Origin of the sequence: Scandinavium sp. (assembly GCF_032012665.1) — a bacterium.
GTDB lineage: Bacteria > Pseudomonadota > Gammaproteobacteria > Enterobacterales > Enterobacteriaceae > Scandinavium.
Genome location: NZ_DALZVG010000001.1, coordinates 243,873 through 262,825, shown reverse-complemented (window position 1 = coordinate 262,825; position 18,953 = coordinate 243,873). Strand labels below are relative to the sequence as shown.

Below are 18,953 nucleotides of genomic sequence, written 5' to 3'. Positions count from 1 at the left end.
GATGGAAAACTTATGAAAAACACGATTCTGACTACCGAAGAAGCCCGTAAACGTCTGGTTACGCCAGAAGATATGGTGTCGTGCAGCGTGGCTTTTATTGACTGTAAACTGCCGGGGTCGAACCTCAAGCAGAACTACTCCTTTATCGGGCCTGGCGTGACCCAATCCTCTGAGCAGGTGATCAATATCCCTTTGCCGCACGGTTTTAATATTGGCGCAGCGGCGATGCCAAAGGGCGTGACTAACAACCTGCACCTGCACTTCACGGCGGAAGTTTTCTTGATTCACGAGGGAAGCTGGCGGTTCCGCTGGGGGGCAAACGGCGAAAATGAGGCGACATTTAGCGCACCGACTATTTTGTCTATTCCTACGTGGATTTTCCGTGGCTTTACCAACGCTTCCCCGACGGACACCAACGGCTGGGTGTTCACCGTGCTTGGCGGAGACAATACCGGCGGCATCATCTGGCACCCGTCGGTCATGCAGGCCGCGAAGGAATATGGGTTGTACCTCAGCCGCGACAACATGCTGATTGATACCGAAAAGGGCGAGGCGATCCCGGATGAAGCACAGCTGATGCCGGAACTGGCGCAATCTTACATTGATTCTCTGACGCACTATTCACCGCAGCAGATGGCCGAATTTGCTGTGACCGGCGAACAGCGCGTGTGGTCTTCCCAGGGCTTGCTGGATGCTATTCTGCCCGGCCACGGGGCCGAAATTGCGCCGGTAATTGGCTTTGGTATCAGCCAGGATCGCAATAATCAGCCGAAGATTATTCGCCCGCATGGCTTCTCTGTGGAGTGGCTGAAGCTGGCGGCGGGCGGCAAGATAGGGCGCCATCGCTGCGAGCAGGTGCAGGTCATCATGGTATTCAAAGGGACTTTGGAGGTGACTTTTAACCGGGATGGCGAAGAAGTGGTGCTGGTGGCACCGGAGCGTTCTGTTATCTCGATTCCAGAGAACAGCTGGCGGCAGTATCGTACCCTGGAAGGCGAGTGCGAAGTCACGCTCACTACTCGTGGCGATCAGCGCAAAGCACTTTACTGGGATGAAGACATTATTGCGGCGGCCGAGCAGAAGGGCTGGGTGCTGGATCCTGATGGCTACATTGCCTCCGCCGATGTCCTGCCGCTGACGGCGCGCAAAGTCGCGATAAACGCCCATCATGCCTATCTGGCTCGCCTCGACAAGTAGCCCAGCTGGCGTTGTTCCGTGCTTCTCTAAAAGCCACCTGCATTGCAGGTGGCTTTTTTGTTTCTGTAATTTTAATTTTCATCTGTGGTTTTTGTGTTGTTTTTTTATTGTTAATGTTGTTTTTGGTGTTGTTTCGTGGTGATATTAGGTCATCATTCAGGCATGGGCTAATTTCTATGGAGCAGAAGACTCAGGATTTTGATGTCGTCATCATTGGTGGCGGAGTTATTGGTTGTGCGGTTTTTCGCCGTTTCACGCTAATGGGGGCACGCACACTGTTGCTGGAGAAGGGCGAAGATATCCTCTCTGGTGCCAGTAAAGCGAACAGCGCCATTCTTCATACCGGCTTTGACGCCCCGCCGGGCAGCCTTGAGCTGGCTTGCATGCAGGCAGGTTATGCCGAATACAAAGCCATTCACCAAAAAATGAACCTGCCGCTGCTGGAAACCGGTGCCATCGTGGTGGCGTGGAATGACGAGCAGTTAGCGGCGCTGCCGGGCATCATTCAGCAGGCACATGAAAATGGTGTTTTGGATGTTCGCCAGCTGTCCTCAGAAGAGGTTTACCAGCGTGAACCCCATCTGGCAGCAGGGGCTCTGGGCGGCGTTATCGTCCCCGGCGAAGGGATTATTGACCCCTGGAGCAGCCCGCTGGCTTACATGACCCAAGCCGTGAAGCACGGTGGACAGTATCGTTTTAACGCCGAGGTGCTGGGTGCCGAATTCAATGATGGTCAGTGGGCGCTGCGAACCCAGAGCGCGTTGTATCGCGCGGCGTTAGTCATCAACTGCGCGGGAAATCATGGCGACCATGTCGATGCGCTGTGGCATACGCCGGAGTTTGAAATCAAACCGCGCAAAGGCCAATTTTTAGTGTTCGACAAACCGGCCTCCGCGCAAATCAATGCCATTATCCTGCCCGTGCCCACGGCACGCAGTAAGGGCGTTTTGCTGTCGAAAACCATCTTTGGCAATCTGTTACTCGGGCCTACGGCGGAGGAGCAGGTCGACCGCGATCGCGCGGAGGTCAACGAAGAGGTGCTGAAATCGCTGATTGCTCAGGGGAAGCGCATCCTGCCTTCTCTGACCGACTACAGCGTGACTGCCACCTATGCCGGGTTGCGCCCGGCGACTGAGCTGAAAGAGTACCGAATTTGCCCTTATCCCGAGAAACAGTGGATCACCGTCGGTGGCATTCGTTCCACCGGGCTGACTGCCGCGCTAGGTATTGCCAGCCATCTGGAAACTCAGTACCTCCAGCGTTTCCCCGCCCTGTTTGCTATGACGCCGCCTGCCGTATTGGAATGGCCGACGATGCCGATGCTGTCGGAATACTCGCCGCGCGACTACACCTGTTCTGGCAATGGGGGCGTGGTTTGCCACTGTGAATTGGTTACGCGGCGCGAGCTTGAGGCGGCGTTTGATTCTGCTGTTCCTCCGGGCTGTATTGGCGGGTTGCGCCGCCGCACACGGGTCATGATGGGGCGCTGCAACGGATTTTTCTGTAGCAACAATGTGGCTGAGATCATCGGCGAGCGGATGGACAACACGCTGATCACGGGGCAGGTAAAATGAGCAAGTTGTATGACGTTATTATCATTGGCGCAGGTCCGGCCGGGCTGGGCGTGGCGCGAGCATTGCAAGACGCTGGCGTGAAAGACGTGCTGCTGGTCGAGCGAGAAAGTCAGCCGGGCGGGGTGCCAAAGCATTGTCGTCACCCGACCTTTGGTTTGCAGACCTTTTGGCGGCCAATGAAAGGGCATACCTGGGCCAAAAAGCTGCTGGAATATGTGCACTATCCGATTCGGACTGCCACCACGGTGACCGCCTTGCTACCCGATGGGCAGATCGAAATCTCGTCAGATGGCGGCATAGAGACCCTGCGGGCGCGGAAAATCGTATTGGCGACAGGGGTCCGGGAAACGCCACGTCACCCAAGGTTGGTCAGCGGTGTTCGCCCGCAAGGTGTGCTGACGGCGGGTGCATTGCAGCAATTCGTCTATCTGCGTGGGCTTAAGCCCGGTAACCATCCGGTGATTGTCGGCACGGAGCTGGTGAGCTTCTCCGCCATCTGGACGCTGAGAAGCGCAGGAGTACGCGCCGTGGCGATGGTTGAAGAGGGCCCGCGCCCCACGGCCTGGCGTCTCTGTTTACTGTTCGCCAAATTGCTTAATGTACCGGTTTACCTGAACAGCCACGTATCGCGCATTGTCGGCAGCGGGCGGGTTGAAGGAATTGAGATATCGGGCAAGGGCACCCAGCAAACATTGGCCTGCGATAGTGTGATTTTCACCGGCAAATTTACCGGCGAATATACTCTGGTGCGAAAAAGCCATTTGGCGTTCGACGCTACCACCGGGCGGCCACTGTTTGATCAGCACGGCGCCTGCTCGGATGCCAATTATTACGCCGTTGGTAACATGACTCACCCCGCCGATATGGGCGACCAGTGCTACCAGGAAGGGATACGCATTGGCGCGACTATCGCCCATTCATTGCAGTCCGTGCGCGACACGTCGACATTCGTGGCGGTACAGCACGACGAGGTGATCCGCATTTCGGCGCCGAGCGTAGTACGCCTTGATGATACTGACAGCAAAACCACCTTTAACATTCGCGTGCAGCGCCCGGTGAAGGGAGACGTGGTGGTGCGTGATGGCGATAAGGAGCTGTATCGCCGCCGTTATCGCTGCATGCCTGAACGCCGTATTATGCTTAAGGACATTGATATGAGTGGCGTGACGGAACACAGCGCACTGCGTATTTCAATCGAAGCCAAATAAAGTGAATTTATCTGTAAGCAAAAGGGGCCATTGGCCCCTTTTTTCATTTATTCAATTCAATAAATTCAGTTCAAACAATTCACTCAGCTATTAACAAACTCATTCTGGCTTTCTGACCACAGACTCACGCGCTGCCCACGCTGTTTGAAGAAGGCAATTTCGCGCTGAATTCCCACGCTTTTATCCCAGCCCGGCAGGTCAATAATGATGAGCTCTTCCATGGCGTCCATGAACAGGGCGTCAACGGGCGCCCAGCGTTTGCCAACTTCGCTTTTCTCTGTGTGCTGAAAAGCCAGATTAATGGGGTGGGACATGGTGACCTGGCTGAAAACGGCATTACCTGACTCAATAATGGCTGCCGCTACCTGATTACAGACTTCAAAACGCTGATTGACGACATTGGCATCAGCGTGGCTATAAGGGCAGGCTAGAAAAATCTTTCTCATGAGGTGTCGGCTCCATATTTATAGGGGGAGTAGTGATGTAAAGAGAGAATCGAGGCCATTCAGGCGATCAGATCTTTTGCGGGTTCGGGCGGTGCGGTGTCTGCTTCCAGCTGCTCGGCAGCTGGCACGGAAATTACGATGGCGATGCCAATGGCGAGGACTCCCGCAAAGAACTTACCTGCCATGATGGGGATCACCAAAGAAGGCTGGAAATTAGCCGTGAACGCCAGATGGTCGCCCAGGGTGGCCTGCGCGCAGATGCCAAAGGCGATGCATAACACTTTGTCTCTGGCGCGCATCTCGCGAAACAGGTGGTAAACGGCAATGATATTGGCCAGAACCATGATAAGCCCCAGCGCGCCAGCGTCGGTCAGACGAAGAGTTTTCCCGATATAACGCATTGGTTTCTGGCAGTATTTTTGGAACAGGAAGCAAATCGGGAAGGTGCCTGCCAGCATGATGCCAATGTAACCGGCGATTTCGATTGAACGGTATAAGCTTTTTTCGTCGGCAAACAGCGGGTCGAAAATCCAGCCACCAAACAGCCGCGAAAACACCCCCGTAAAGTGTTCGATGATGCAAAGCGCGAGGACGATTTTGATAAAAGCGTCTATCAGCTTGCCGAAAATAAGGAAAGCGTTAACCATGAGAATCGGCCAATATTTTAGACCAATCGCCAGAATGAAACAGAAAGCAAACAGCGGAGCCAGCAGTTTAAGCGCGGTGAAGAAATCGATAGTGAGCGCGTAATTGATGGACGACGTGGTGGATATAATCTCCCTGACCGGCACGTTATAAAAGGTGATGGCCATCAGGGAAATCAGCACACCAAACGGGATGCTAATCAGCCCAGCCATTGCCCCCAATGCCAGGTACTTATGGTCGGCTTTCTTGAGCATAATCAGCCCAACGGGGATGAGATATACAATGCTGGCACCGGAGGTATAGCCCACCAGCATGGCGGTGATCCACATATCCCGGTTGGCAGACAGCGCGTTCGCCAGCTGGTATCCTCCCATATCGACGGCAATCACCGACAGCGCCGCGATGGCGGCATTTGACCCCATAGCCTGAAACAGCGGCCCCACGGTTTGCATGATGAGGTGGGTCAGCAGGGGGAGCGCCGCCATGATGCCCGCTTGCGCTAAAAACACCGGGCCGATGGAGTGAATGCCGTTGACGAACTCACGGCCAAGCCCGCTTTCGGGGCGTACCACTGACGCGAATGCCCCCAGTAGCGTGCCCGCCATGATGATATAGATAATGAAATTGCCGATTTCCGACATCGTTCCCCCTTATTCCTGACGCAAATTACGGGCGCGGGAAATAATGTCCTGATAGCGCAGGAACAGGTGCGACAGGTCATTTCCCAAGGGTTTAATCACTTCGTACTGGCTGTTGATTTTTAATTCGCGCTCAACCCCTAAGCCCCGGCGCGCCAGCATTGCTACGCCCTGAGCCGTCATCTCTTTGTTGCTCGGGGTAACAATGTTTTTTTGCAGTAAATTGGCCAGGAATTGCTTGAAATAATGATTGGTTGCCAGCCCGCCATCGACTGAAATTGACTTGCCCACCAGCCCGACTTTTTCCATAGCGGCAATGACTTCGGCGGAGCGAACGGCAATGCCTTCCAGAATGGATTGCAGCATATCTTTGCGTTCGGTTTCCAGAGACAGGCCCGCCCAAAGGCCCGCGGCGGAGCGATCCCAATAGGGGCAACCCAGCCCCGATAACGCCGGAACAAAGGCCAGCCCGCGTGAGATGGCAGGCTCTGTAGGGAAATCGCTGAACTCTTCGATATCGGTAAACAGGCCGATTTTCCGCGCCCAGTTAATGGCGGAAGCGGCATTGTAAACCCCGCCGTCAAGCCCATAGACCGGGGCTTCGCCTGGCATTTTCCAGCACAGCGTGGGCAGCAGCCCGGAGTCTTTTGGGTCAGGAATTTGATGCCCGGTAATGGATTGCAGGAACGCGCCAGTGCCAAAGGTGATTTTCATCTGGCCCGCAGACAGGCAGCCGTGACCATAAGTGCCAGCGAATTGGTCCACGATGCAGGCAGTCAGCGGCATGGTGTTGCCATTAAGGGTGACATCGCCAAAGTGACCGACGTTATCTTTGACTTTCGGCAGCGCATCAATCGGCACGCCGAACAGGCGGCACAGTTCTTCGTCCCATTTCAGCGTATGAATGTTAAACAATGAGGTGCGCGAAGCAGAGTTGTAGTCGGTCGCATGTTCGCCGCACAGGTGAAACAGGAAGAATGCATCCATGGTACCAAGGCGCAGGCGCCCCTGCCTGGACAAGGACTCCGCACCCGGTACATTGCGCATGATCCAGCCCAATTTGCTGGCTGAGAAATAGGTGTCCAGGGGCAGGCCAGAGCGAGCTTTGACCATCTCTTCCACGCCGTCGTGCTTCAGGGCGCGGACGACGTTTTCAGTGCGCTGATCTTGCCAGATAATGGCATTGTAGAGGGGCTGCCCGCTGCGTGAATCCCACGCGACGACGCTCTCCCCTTGATGCGCCAGGCCAATAGCGTCAACCACGTTGCAACTGCCGAGGCAATTGCGGATGTTACGCAGAATTTCAAGGGGATCGTGCTCAACCCAGCCTGGATTGGGTGTGATTTGTTTATGGGAAACGCTGGCGGGTGAGTGGTGCTTTCCGTCTTCAGAAAAGACCACCACGCGTGTCCCGGTTGTTCCCTGGTCAATAGCGGCATAACGCTGGTTCAACATAGCTTTCTCACTTGATGGTGTGATTTAATTGTTGTTTGTGTGTTGTTTTTATGTTGAAAATTACATAAAAGTCACATAAAGGCAACATAAAGGCGTGGCGCAGCGACAATTTGTGACTAAGATCACTTTTACGAGGTGTTTTAATTTGTCCGGACAGGATAAGTGTTACACAAAAGGATAAGGACGTTTATGCTGGTAATGTATAATTGCCATGCTGGAAAATATGCTGGGCATTTCTCTATGTCCTGCCTTGAGAAAAAATAAAGCGATCAGGAAACATAAATGAATACTGAAGTCGTCAGCTCTTCGGAGAGAAGAGCCATCATTCTGGAAAAACTAAAAAGTAATGGTCAAGTTTTTGTGAATGAGCTTGCTGACATATTTCAGGTTTCTCAGGAAACGATAAGGCGCGATTTGAATAGACTGGAAGAGCAGCGCCTAATAAAGAAAATCCACGGTGGGGCGGTCAGCAGCCAATTTGCTTTCGAAATGGAGTTCAATGAGCGCGCAAAAATTGCGGCGTCAGAGAAAAAAGCCATTGCCCGTAGCGCGGTAACACTGTTTAAACCCGGCGATTCGCTTTTCGTCGACTTCGGGAGTACCACACTGGAATTTACCCGCCAACTGGTTGAAGTCAATGAGCTAACCGTCATTACCAATTCGCCACTCATCGCCAATGTGCTGCATGAAAATGACACCATAAAAACCATTTTGATAGGCGGCGAGTTCATCAGCTCAAAATTTGAATGTGTCGGTGCCATTGCTCTGGAAAACATCAAACGCTTCTTTGTGGATTATGCCGTGATAGGCGCCGGGGCAGTCCATGCGGAGGTGGGCGTGATGGACCAGGACATCAATGAAGCCTCAGTCGCCCGGCAAATGATTGAAAATAGCAGCCGCACGGTCGTTCTGGCGGATGGGCACAAGCTGCATAACCACGCGACCACGCTGGTCAGCGGTTGGGAGAAAATTCACTACCTTTTTACCACCAATGAAGGCGCTTCTGCCAAAAAAGGCAGGTTCCCAGCCAATGTGCGCGTGACCTTCGCTAAGGCCGACGCGGAGTAATCATCCGGTTTTTTGCTCCCAGGTGAAAATGGCCGCGGTGTGTTCCACCACGGCCATTATTATTTTCCACTGACTGTTAAGCCCTTTTTTCTGCTCCAATTTCAATGGGGTAGCGCGGCGTCCTCTGTTGAACCAGCCTTGCCGCCAGGGCAATCAGCAGAGCGGCAATGCAGGACAGGGCCGCAATCAGCATATACCCCGCCTGCATGCTGAAGTATTTCAACATGACCCCCATCAGTACCGGCCCCCAGAACATTCCCGTCGAGTAGATAGTCTGGAACAGCCCCATCCGTGCGGTTTGCTCTTCAGGGGTGGTATTGACCACGCTGAGTGACATCATGACGGCGAAAGCCATGCCAAACGAAAAGCCTGCCAGTGCCTGAAAGGCGAAAATCGCCACATAGTTTTGCGTCATGGGAATACCCAGTGCGGCAATAGCTTGTAGCAGAGAACCCATCACCGCCGTTTTGACTAACCCCAAACGCGGATAGAAGAAGGCGCTGCACAGCGCGACGGCCAGTGCATAGAACAACAAATGAAGGTTGCTCAGCGCGGCGATCAAAATGCCCTTATTGCCCAGCTTCAGCATATAAATCGGCGTCAGAGTATCGCGCGTGGCGAAAGGCACCAGTAGCACAATCGCGCACAATATCCCCACCAGCCAAATGGTGCGATCGGTCAGCTGACCCCATGCACTTTTGAAGCAGTCTTCCAGTCTGGATTTTACCGGGGTTTCGATATGTTCCTTTAAGAACAAAGAGATAAGTAGCGCCGCCAAGGCCGCAATGCTTGGGATCAAGAAGCCAAGATTTGGCGGGAAGTTCTGCACGATGATGCCACACAGCGTATTTCCTAAAAAAACGCCGACAGGGCTTGCGAGTGCCAGCAGGGCAACAGCCGCCGGGGCTTCATGCTTACTGAAATAGCGAATAAACATGATGTTATAAAGCACCCAGGTCGCGGAGGCGATGCCCGATGAGGTTTTGGCGATATAGAGGGTTATATCATTGGTATGGATATAGGCAATAGGCCACATAATCATCGGCAATATAAGACTAAGCTGGATAAAAATCTTGCGGTTATGCAATGTCCCCGACACCACACTCAATGGGAAACGTAATAACACCGTCGCCAGACCTGTGGCTCCCATAATTAAACCAATAATTTCAGGTGGGATATTATGTTGCACCATATAGGAAGCAAGAAATGCATCATAACCATTAATGCAGATAAAAAATAACAAGCTCATTATAAAGAAAAGGTAAATTTCCCGGCGGGTGAATAATTGTTTAAACATATTCGCATCCTGATTTGTCATTATGCCCATTAGAACGAATCTTTTATAAAAACCCCTCAGTCATAGCGGGCAATGTTGCAGGTAATACTCATCTTATTTTATTCATACCGGCCGCCTCTCTATTGTCTCTCATGTCGTCCCTGCCGATAGCTCACAATTCACAACAACAAAACAACATGGTAACAACAATTATTGATGATAAAAACAACAAAATACAACACATAAGTCACATTTTAGGGCAAAAAACAACCTGGTGGGGAGTGGGTTTGGAAAAAATGATCGTATCAACAACCCTCGATTTCCTTAATGTGAGTTGGATCACCAAAACCATTTTGATTGTGATAATTATGTTGATTTAAGTTGTTTTTAACGTAAAAACTTTACTTAAACAACACGTAGTCAACAAATGGTCAACGTGTGGTTAAGCCGTAAGCAGGCTGAGAATTGAAAGAGTCGATGTAGATAATCGCTTGAAAGACAACTGTTAATCACACCAGAACCAATTGAAGAGGGTACGATGAACAAACCACAGGTAGTCAACGATATCAGCGAAAGCAAAGGCACTCATGATGTAAAAGCCGATAATAAAAATGAAAATCAAATGGATAAGAAAATATCACCTTCTTCGTTGAACCGTTTGCCAAGACAGCTGGACGCGCAGCATATGCCGTCTGATTTCAACATCTCCTGGGACAGCTATAAACGCGGCGGCACAGATAAGTTTCTGGCTCAGGCTCCGTCTCACCTGCATCGCCACCCAATGCGCGGGTTTGACAAAGAGTACGTCAACATTATCGATTACATTATCCGTATCACCCATCGCATCTGGGAAGAAGGAGATATCGGCTACATCTACGACACCTACAGCCATGACTGTAATGTGTGGGATGATGTGGGTTTGCATGTTGGGCGTGACCGAGTGGTGGCAGGTACCGCGCGTACCCTCAATGCTTATCCGGATATTCGCATCTTAGGGGATGAAGTGATTTGGGCCGGGGACGAAAATGTGGGCTTTCACTCGTCCCATCGCAGCTACATCATGGGCACTAACACCGGTTTCAGTGAGTTTGGCGCACCGACCAACAAACCGGTTCGTTTTATGTGTATCGCCAACTGCGTGATGCTGGAAAATGAAATCTTCTATGAGCACGTGATGCACAACACCGCCAGCCTGATTCAGCAGCTCGGTCTGAATGTGTTTGATGTGGCACGCGACATGATGACCAAACATGGTGAAAACCCGCTGGCGCGTGATTTTGGGGCGAGTGAGCCTTTCCGCGTTCCAGGGCAGGGCAAACCCGCCATGCTGCCAATGCCACAGGGCAATAAGCTGGATGTTCGCGCCTTCATCGAAGCCTTTTATCAGAACGTCTGGAACCGCAGAATGCTGCGTTCTCTGACTGATTTCTGCTCGCCGAATATTGCCTATCAGGGGCCAACGGAGCGCGTGTACCAAGGGCTGGGCAACTACAAGTCGTGGATTTTATCTCTGCTGTCGATGTTCCCGGACCTGACCTTTTCGGTTGATGATGTTTACTGGATGGGCAATGACCAGAGTGGCTATTTGGTTTCTACTCGCTGGAGTGCCCAGGGTACCCACCTGGGTAACGGGATTTATGGCAAACCTACTGGCAAAGAAGTGCATTTGGTGGGGATTAGCCAATACCGTATTCAGGGCGGGGTGATCCAGCAAGAGTGGTCAATCTTCAATGAGTTCGGCGTGATCACTCAATTAGTTTCCTGATTATTGGGTTTACCAGGGGCGCGCCGTCGCCCCTTTATCACGTCTGTAATTACTGTTATTCAGCCTGTCTGCTTACGTTTCGGTGAAATCTTTCCAGTGTCCTCTATCACGTCGCTGAATGTCGAAGCGAGAAACATCGCCGTTTTGAGGTGAATGGCCCTGCTCGTGCCATTCAACATCGGTATGCTAACCTGCGATGACTGAGGCCGCTATGCCAGATAAGTCCCGAAGGACGGGCATCAGACCGGTAAATCTTTACTCAGCGTATTGAGCATAACAATCTGACGCTAAGAACCCGAATCAAACGGCAGGTCCGCAAAACCAACAGCTTCTCACGTTCTGTTGAGCTTCATGAAAAAGTTATTGGCACTTTCATCGAAAAATACATGTTCTACTGATTGGAGGCATTACCTTCTTTTTTAGCAATAATCATTCGTCACCTGATTGAAATATATCTGTCATCTGGCTGTCATATATTAGGCAGATAATAAATCTGGGTAATTATTTGTTTTATTTTTATGAGAAAAGTATTTCTGGATCGCCAATGGCTGTTCGTGTATTAATTATCTGAATTTATTGCGCGGGAAGCGAGACTATGAGCACTGCAGTTCTGAATGTTAAAATTGACGGCGATCTGAAAGAGCAATTACGGCATTATGCGGAAGTCCATAACGAGACGCTGAGCGCAGCAACGCAAAAGCTGCTACAGCTGGCATTTGAAGTCGCGTCAGAGGCGGGAGTATCCGAAGGTGAGGTAGACAGTCAGCATACCGAAGAAGAATCATCCCCTCTTACTCCTAAAGAAATCAAAGCATTGCGAAAATTTTTGAAGAAGAGAAAATGAAACAACAATTTTCCACGGCCAGTAACTATGGCGAAGCCTGTGAAATGCTCCGCTCCGGATACGTCAAGCATGTACGTCTGAACTGGAATGTCGGCAGCGATGAGTTCTTTCGCATTGCCTCAGAGTGGTGTGAGACCGGCGCGAAAATAAAAAAAGACGGTGACAGTTTCATTATTTCGATAAAGGGATTTCCAATTCCGCGCCAGCATTAATAAAAACATCAACGTCATGTCATATTGCTGAAGCCTGAGAACGGGATAATCTTCGGCGATAACAAAGACACAATCATCTCATGCCATCACGGACGATATATTAGACGAGCCGATATCCGGTATCGGCTCGTCGCCATTTTATTAAATAATTTTTCGTGTACGCAAAGTATTCTGCTGACCGTTCAGGGAATTCCACAGCGGTTGTAGCGTCTTAAAGGCGACCCGTAGAGCTTCATCATCCAGCGTGAAGGGCAGCCTCAGCCAGCGGTCGAACGCTCCGGCCAGGCCAAAACGCGTTCCCGTGCCCAGATGAATTCCCACGCTTTCTGCTCGCGCAGCGAACTGCGTTGCTACCATGTCCGGCAATTCCACCCAAAAAGAGAGTCCGCCGTCAGGCTGAATGTAACGCCACTGTGGGAAGTATTCGCTCATCAGTGCGCTGCACATATCGCGACGCGCGGCGAGCATGCTGCGTCTGCCCGGCAGGAAACTGTCGGCGTTATTCAGCAGCCAGAGAGTTGCCAATTGTTCCAGCAGTGGAGAGCCTAAATCCATCGTGTCGCGGGCCTGTACCAGCGAGGCCAGCGTACGCGTTGAGGCTCGAATCCAGCCCAAACGCAGGCCGCCCCAGAAGCTTTTACCGGTTGATCCCAGGGTGATTATCGGCGCATCGGGGTTAAAAGCAGCCAGCGGCGGTGGAGGGGGGGCGTTATACCAGAGGTCGACCATCGTTTCATCGATCGCCAGCGTGGTTCGGGTATTTGCGGCGAGGTCGGCAATGCGCTGGCGAGTTGGCGTATCCATACAGCGGCCGGTCGGATTATGAAAATCCGGCATCAGATAGGCCAGCCGCGGAGAGGTCTGCGCAAATGCGGCGGCAAGACCGTTCACGTCCCAGCCCTCATCAGGAAGCGACACGCCCACCGGGCGACAGGATGCACCCTGGATGGCGGCGATAGCGAGCGGATAGGTTGGATTCTCCACGACCACCCGATCGCCAGGCCCGGTAAGCAGCCGCAGAATCAGCGCCAGCCCGCTGACTGCGCCGTTAACCACCATGATTTCATCCGCACTCGTTCGGAGGCCACGAGCGGTATAGCGCCGGGCGATGGCTTCGCGTAAAGCGGGCAGGCCCTGCTGGTCATAGCCGGTGCTGGTGAGATGCTGCGGCATGCTGCTTAGCGCATGACTGTAGGCCTGATGAATTTCCGGCCCGGCGCTGAGCGCCGCCGTCGATAAATCCAGCGCCTGAACGGCGTTCATTCGCGTAGGTACCTGCGCTCGCTGCGCAGGCAGAATCACCCGCGAGCCGCTGCCGTGGCGGCTCACCACGTAGCCTTCATCCCTGAGCTGAGCAAGGGCGCTGGCGACGGTGGTCCGGCTGACGTTCAGCGCCGTTGCCAGCTCGCGTTCGCCGGGCAGGCGGCTGTCGAGCGCCAGGCGCCCGTCAAGGATTAGCAGCCGTAACGCCCCGGCGAGCTGGCGCCAGAGCGGGGTACGGGAGGTACTTTCTTGCCAGTGGCCCAGCAGGCTCACCAGAGACTGACTTCCGGAGCGACGTAGCGACATAGCAGTCCACTTTTATAAAACTGGCCATTAATAATCAGTCCATTTTTATCGATGATGCGGTTTTCAGCAACTGAATATGAGGTTTGTATGCTGCGCCGTTTGCTGCAACTGTACGTCGGGCTCTGCCTGTACGGGGTTTCTATTGCGATGTATATCCGTGCCGGACTGGGGGTCGATCCCTGGGATGTGTTTCATCTTGGAGTGAGTCGTCAGCTGTCGGCTGATTTCGGCACGGTAATGATTGTTACCGGTGCGCTGGTGCTGCTGCTGTGGATCCCGATTCGCCAGCGTCCCGGCCTCGGCACGATCAGTAACGTTATTGTGCTTGGTCTTGCAGCAAACGCCACGCTGAGCGTGCTGGGTACGCCTGATTCCCTGTGGCTGAAAAGTGGCTTGCTCATTGCCGCCGTCGTGCTCAATGCGCTGGCGACAGGAATGTACATCGGTGCGGGGTTTGGTCCGGGGCCGCGAGATGGGCTGATGACCGGCATTCACGCCCGCACCGGCTGGTCTATTCGCGCTATTCGCACCACCATTGAAGTCACCGTGCTGGTCATTGGGTACTTTCTTGGCGGCAGCGTGGGCGTCGGTACGCTGGTTTATGCGCTGGCCATTGGCCCGCTGATCCAGCTCTGCTTGCCCTGGTTCCAGGTTAAGCCTTCGGCGGTATCACCGCTGAAAAAAGAGAAAGTATTAAGCTAAATTACGAAGCGCTCACGGTCGCGATGCCATTTTTCCGTTACACTGGGGACATTGTGTTTCGGGAACTGAATAATGAAAGCCATCACTCTCTATGATGTCGCCCGCGTGGCGGGCGTCTCCTACCAGACCGTTTCCCGCGTGATCAACCAGGCGGAACACGTCTCGGCTCGCACCCGGGAGAAAGTGCAGAGGGCGATGGAAGATCTGAACTATGTACCTAACCGTGGGGCACAGCTGCTCGCCGGAAAGCGGCAGCTGGCTTTGGGGCTGGTGAGCGCTGATTTGGCGCTGCATGCGCCGTCACAGATTGCTTCTGCCGTCAAAAGCCGGGCGAGCGAGCGGGGCTACGCGGTGCTGATCTCCATGGTGACAAACTATGCGGAAGCGGCCTGCCGGGAAGCGGTGCAGGAGCTTCTGGCCCAGCGCGTTGATGGTCTTATCGTGAACGTGCCATTGAAAGAAGATGCGGCACGGCGTTTGTCTGACCTGGCAGCGCCGCTGCCGGTGCTGTTCCTCGACGTCAGCGAGCAGGCACAGGTCAACAGCCTTGTCTTCAGCCCCGCTCAGGGCGCAACGCTTGGCGTGGCGCATTTGCTGGAGCAGGGGCATTCGCGCATCGCGCTGCTGGCCGGGCCGGAGAGTTCTGTTTCCGCCCGCGCCCGCCTTCAGGGCTGGCATCACGCGCTGGCTGAGGCCGGAATTGAAGCATGCGCTGTCGCCAGCGGTGACTGGAGCGCCCAGTCCGGCTATGAAAAAGCGCACAGCCTGCTGGCGAGCGCGGTGAAACCGGATGCCATTCTGGTGGCGAACGACCAGATGGCGCTCGGCGTGCTGCGGGCCTGCGCGGAAAAAGGCATCAGCGTTCCACGCCAGCTGTCGGTCGTCGGCTATGATGACACTACCGACAGCGCCTGGTTTACGCCGCCGCTCACCACCGTTCGTCAGGCGTTCCGTACCGCAGGTGAACAGGGCGTGGACTGGCTTATCGGGAAACATGACCCGCAAAAGCTGAGCCAGACGCGGTTACCCGTTACGTTAGTCGTGCGTGGATCAACAGCGGTTTCCGGGGCGGAATCCACGGACGATCTGGCCAGCCGACTTCAGGAACTCGCGGCGTTTGCCGACAAACTCGGTTTACGCTGATCGCTTTGTGATCCTCCTCGCTTCTTGCCGATCGGATCCTTTACCACGGCCATCGGGCGGTTCATGCTTGCATGAAATTGTGAGCGCTTCGCAAAGAGGATTAACCGATGACAGCAGCACCTTCCGCTCTTGCCCTGCAGCTGGCCCGCCGTGACTGGGAAAACCCGGTCGTCACCCAGTGGCACCGTTTAGCGGCCCATACGCCAATGTTCAGCTGGCGTAATGAGCAGGAGGCCCTGCGCGATGCGACTTCCGCCTCCCGTTTATTGCTCAACGGCGAGTGGCGTTTCAGCTTTTTCCCCGCGCCGGAAGCGGTGCCGGAGGTCTGGCTGGAAAAGGACTTAGCGGAGTCGGTGGCAATGCCCGTGCCGTCGAACTGGCAGATGCAGGGCTTTGATACACCGATTTACACCAACGTTACCTATCCCATTCCCGTTACTCCGCCGCAGGTCCCGGTCGATAATCCAACGGGCTGTTATTCCCGCGAGTTTGACGTGCCGCCAGGCTGGCTGAACGAAGGGCAAACGCGAGTCGTTTTTGACGGCGTGAACTCGGCTTTCCATTTGTGGTGCAACGGTCAGTGGATCGGCTATTCCCAGGACAGCCGTCTGCCCGCTGAATTCGATCTGAGTAAAGTGCTGGTCGTCGGACGCAACCGCCTGGCGGTGCTGGTGCTGCGCTGGTGTGACGGCAGCTATCTGGAAGATCAGGATATGTGGCGGATGAGCGGCATTTTCCGCGATGTTTCTCTGCTGCATAAACCCGCCACCCGCATTGCTGATTACCATCACACGACCGATCTGAACGAGGATTTTACTCACGGTGTGCTGAAGCTGAACGTCATGCTGGAAGGTGAGCGATTTGCTGACGCAGAAGTGGAGGCGGTGTTGTGGCGCGAAGGCAAAGAAGTCGGTCGTCAGCGGCAGAAGCCTGGCTCAGCGATTGTCGACGAGCGCGGTAGCTGGGCGGAGCGCCTGGCGCTGGCGATCCCGGTAGCATCGCCGGATCTCTGGAGCGCAGAAATACCGAATCTCTATCGCCTGACGATAACCCTGCGCAATGCCGATGGCGTGGTGCTGGAAACGGAAGCCTGTGACGTAGGGTTTCGCAAAGTGGCGATCGCCAACGGTCTGCTGACGCTCAACGGCAAAGCGCTTTTGATCCGTGGCGTGAACCGTCACGAGCATCATCCACAGGCGGGCCAGGCCGTGGATGAAGCCACCATGCGTCAGGACATTCTGCTGATGAAGCAGAATAATTTCAACGCGGTGCGCTGCTCGCATTACCCTAATCATCCGCTGTGGTACCAGCTGTGCGATCGCTACGGCTTGTACGTGGTGGACGAAGCTAATATCGAAACGCACGGGATGGTGCCGATGGGCCGTCTGGCAGACGATCCACAGTGGCTGCCTGCGATGAGCGAGCGCGTCACGCGCATGGTGGCCCGCGATCGCAACCATCCGTCGATCGTTATCTGGTCGCTCGGCAACGAGTCGGGGCATGGCGCTAATCACGATGCCCTTTATCGCTGGCTGAAAACCACCGATCCTTCACGTCCGGTGCAGTATGAAGGCGGCGGGGCAGACACCGCAGCCACCGACATTATTTGCCCTATGTATGCACGGGTCGATCAGGATCAGCCGTTCCCGGCGGTGCCGAAATGGTCGCTCAGCAAGTGGATTGGCCTTCCGGGCGAAACACGCCCGCTGATCCTTTGCGAATATGCTCACGCGATGGGCAACAGCTTTGGCGGCTTTGCAAAATACTGGCAGGCGTTTCGTAACTATCCACGTTTGCAGGGCGGCTTCGTCTGGGACTGGGTCGACCAGGCGCTGTGCAAAACGGACGAGCAGGGTAACACCTTCTGGGCCTACGGCGGCGACTTTGGTGATACGCCGAACGATCGCCAGTTCTGCATGAATGGTCTGGTCTTCCCGGATCGCAAGCCCCATCCTGCGCTGTTCGAAGCGAAGCGCGCGCAGCAGTTCTTCCAGTTCCGTTTGCTGTCCGCTTCACCGCTGAAAATTGACATCGTCAGCGAATACCTGTTCCGCCGCAGCGACAACGAACGCCTGCGCTGGTGGCTGGCCCGTGACGGTGAAACGCTGGTCGAAGGAGAGTGCACGCTCGATATTCTCCCGCAAGGAACGCAGACGATTGAGCTGGCGGCACCCCCTTTATCCGCTGGCAAAGGCGAAATCTGGCTGAACGTCGAAGTGTGGCAAACCGATGCCACGACCTGGTCCGATGCGCAGCACCTCTGTGCGTGGGATCAGTGGCGAATACCTTCCCCGCTGGCGTTGCCGGAATGGCCCGCCGCAGGCGACGCTCCGCTCCTTAACGCCAATGACGTAACCTTTACCGTTAGCCATGGTCATCAGCGCTGGGATTTCAGCCGTGAAAGCGGGCATCTGGAGCAGTGGTGGCGCAACGAACAGTCGGGGCTGCTGTCGCCGGTGCTGGATAACTTTACCCGCGCGCCGCTCGATAACGATATTGGCGTGAGCGAAGCGACCCGCATTGATCCCAATGCCTGGGTGGAGCGCTGGAAAGCGGCGGGGCTGTATGACATGACGGCGACTTTACTGCACTGTGAAGCGCAAACTCAGGGCGATAGCGTGATCATCGTGACCCGCCACGCCTTGAAGCATCAGCAAAGGGTGCTGTTTATTTCCGACAAGCGTTGGCGCATTGACGGGCACGGCATGCTGCATGCGGATATCGAGGTTACTGTGGCCGCGGATATACCCGAGCCGCCGCGGATTGGCATTTGCTGCCAGCTTGCGGAAGTGGCTCCTTCTGCATCCTGGCTGGGGCTTGGACCGCATGAAAACTACCCGGATCGTAAGCTATCTGCCCGTCACGGGCGCTGGACTGTGCCGCTTGAAGGGATGCACACACCTTACATTTTCCCAACGGAAAATGGCCTGCGCTGCGACACGCGTGAGCTGCGCTATGGCACAAACTGCTGGCAGGGCAATTTCCACTTCGGTCTTAGCCGCTACGGCCAGCAGCAGCTCCGCGAAACGACCCATAATCATCTGCTGCGCGAAGAAGAGGGCTGCTGGCTGAATCTGGATGCGTTTCATATGGGGGTTGGCGGGGATGATTCCTGGAGCCCGAGCGTTGCGCCGGAATTCCTGCTGCCCGAACGTCGTCTGCGCTATGCGTTCAGCTGGGGCCGCGACTAAACTTATCAACGCCGGACGCG

The 18,953-nt window shown here is 54.4% G+C and carries 15 protein-coding genes and 1 pseudogene; 11 read left to right on the top strand and 5 right to left on the bottom strand.

From position 1 onward, the window contains the following. Window positions 1-12 precede the first annotated feature (12 nt). From RTU33_RS01200 to RTU33_RS01190, 3 genes are all read left to right on the top strand, one after another. On the top strand, window positions 13-1,197 hold the full coding sequence (locus tag RTU33_RS01200) for a cupin (protein ID WP_312624733.1): 1,185 nt from the start codon (window positions 13-15) through the stop codon (window positions 1,195-1,197). Window positions 1,198-1,373: 176 nt separating this feature from the next. Then, window positions 1,374-2,771: an NAD(P)/FAD-dependent oxidoreductase gene (locus RTU33_RS01195; RefSeq protein WP_312624732.1), complete on the top strand. Its 1,398-nt coding sequence runs from the start codon at window positions 1,374-1,376 to the stop codon at window positions 2,769-2,771. Beyond that, the gene (locus tag RTU33_RS01190) at window positions 2,768-3,979 is read left to right on the top strand and encodes an FAD-dependent oxidoreductase (protein WP_312624730.1); all 1,212 of its coding nucleotides are present in this window, start codon (window positions 2,768-2,770) and stop codon (window positions 3,977-3,979) included. Before RTU33_RS01195 ends, RTU33_RS01190 begins: the two co-directional genes overlap by 4 nt. 83 nt (window positions 3,980-4,062) lie before the next feature. Here RTU33_RS01190 and RTU33_RS01185 read toward each other — a convergent pair whose 3' ends face one another. The 3 genes from RTU33_RS01185 to RTU33_RS01175 are packed head-to-tail and all read right to left on the bottom strand — an operon-like array spanning window position 4,063 to window position 7,163. After that, entirely contained in the window at window positions 4,063-4,425 is a 363-nt protein-coding gene (locus RTU33_RS01185; RefSeq protein WP_312624729.1) for a DUF1937 family protein, read from the bottom strand. A gap of 59 nt (window positions 4,426-4,484) precedes the next feature. Continuing rightward, window positions 4,485-5,711, bottom strand: coding sequence for an ethanolamine utilization protein EutH (gene eutH / locus RTU33_RS01180; RefSeq protein ID WP_312624728.1), 1,227 nt, complete (start codon window positions 5,709-5,711; stop codon window positions 4,485-4,487). A 9-nt stretch (window positions 5,712-5,720) separates the two neighbouring features. Continuing rightward, on the bottom strand, window positions 5,721-7,163 hold the full coding sequence (locus RTU33_RS01175) for a glycerol kinase (RefSeq protein WP_312624727.1): 1,443 nt from the start codon (window positions 7,161-7,163) through the stop codon (window positions 5,721-5,723). Window positions 7,164-7,445: 282 nt separating this feature from the next. Here RTU33_RS01175 and RTU33_RS01170 point away from each other — a divergent pair, with 282 nt between their 5' ends. Beyond that, complete coding sequence (locus RTU33_RS01170) at window positions 7,446-8,231, top strand: DeoR/GlpR family DNA-binding transcription regulator (protein ID WP_312624726.1); 786 nt, start codon at window positions 7,446-7,448, stop codon at window positions 8,229-8,231. Window positions 8,232-8,307: 76 nt separating this feature from the next. On the opposite strand, the gene RTU33_RS01165 is transcribed toward RTU33_RS01170, so the two are convergent. Then, on the bottom strand, window positions 8,308-9,549 hold the full coding sequence (locus RTU33_RS01165) for an MFS transporter (RefSeq protein WP_409438212.1): 1,242 nt from the start codon (window positions 9,547-9,549) through the stop codon (window positions 8,308-8,310). A 496-nt stretch (window positions 9,550-10,045) separates the two neighbouring features. Between RTU33_RS01165 and RTU33_RS01160 the strand changes: the two genes are divergently transcribed. The 4 genes and pseudogenes from RTU33_RS01160 to RTU33_RS01145 all read left to right on the top strand — a co-directional run bounded on the left by RTU33_RS01160 (window position 10,046) and on the right by RTU33_RS01145 (window position 12,328). Beyond that, window positions 10,046-11,272, top strand: coding sequence for an ester cyclase (locus RTU33_RS01160; RefSeq protein WP_312624724.1), 1,227 nt, complete (start codon window positions 10,046-10,048; stop codon window positions 11,270-11,272). Window positions 11,273-11,425: 153 nt separating this feature from the next. Further along, window positions 11,426-11,670: pseudogene (locus RTU33_RS01155) on the top strand (IS1 family transposase); the annotation flags it as partial. Window positions 11,671-11,867: 197 nt separating this feature from the next. Continuing rightward, a complete protein-coding gene (locus RTU33_RS01150) occupies window positions 11,868-12,116 on the top strand; it encodes a hypothetical protein (RefSeq protein WP_312624723.1) in 249 nt (82 codons plus the stop codon). Next, window positions 12,113-12,328 carry a hypothetical protein gene (locus tag RTU33_RS01145; protein ID WP_312624722.1) on the top strand — a complete coding sequence of 72 codons (216 nt, stop codon included), beginning with the start codon at window positions 12,113-12,115 and terminating at the stop codon, window positions 12,326-12,328. The genes RTU33_RS01150 and RTU33_RS01145 overlap by 4 nt, the downstream gene beginning before the upstream one ends. 141 nt (window positions 12,329-12,469) lie before the next feature. Here the strand turns inward: RTU33_RS01145 and RTU33_RS01140 are convergent, their stop codons facing one another. Beyond that, window positions 12,470-13,897, bottom strand: coding sequence for a PLP-dependent aminotransferase family protein (locus RTU33_RS01140; protein ID WP_312624721.1), 1,428 nt, complete (start codon window positions 13,895-13,897; stop codon window positions 12,470-12,472). 87 nt (window positions 13,898-13,984) lie between these two features. On the opposite strand from RTU33_RS01140, the gene RTU33_RS01135 reads away from it, so the two are divergent. From RTU33_RS01135 to RTU33_RS01125, 3 genes are all read left to right on the top strand, one after another. Continuing rightward, entirely contained in the window at window positions 13,985-14,599 is a 615-nt protein-coding gene (locus RTU33_RS01135; RefSeq protein WP_312624720.1) for a hypothetical protein, read from the top strand. Between the two features lie 72 nt (window positions 14,600-14,671). Continuing rightward, the gene (locus tag RTU33_RS01130) at window positions 14,672-15,742 is read left to right on the top strand and encodes a LacI family DNA-binding transcriptional regulator (protein WP_312624718.1); all 1,071 of its coding nucleotides are present in this window, start codon (window positions 14,672-14,674) and stop codon (window positions 15,740-15,742) included. A 107-nt stretch (window positions 15,743-15,849) separates the two neighbouring features. Further along, window positions 15,850-18,933, top strand: coding sequence for a beta-galactosidase (locus RTU33_RS01125; protein WP_312624717.1), 3,084 nt, complete (start codon window positions 15,850-15,852; stop codon window positions 18,931-18,933). Window positions 18,934-18,953: the final 20 nt, after the last annotated feature.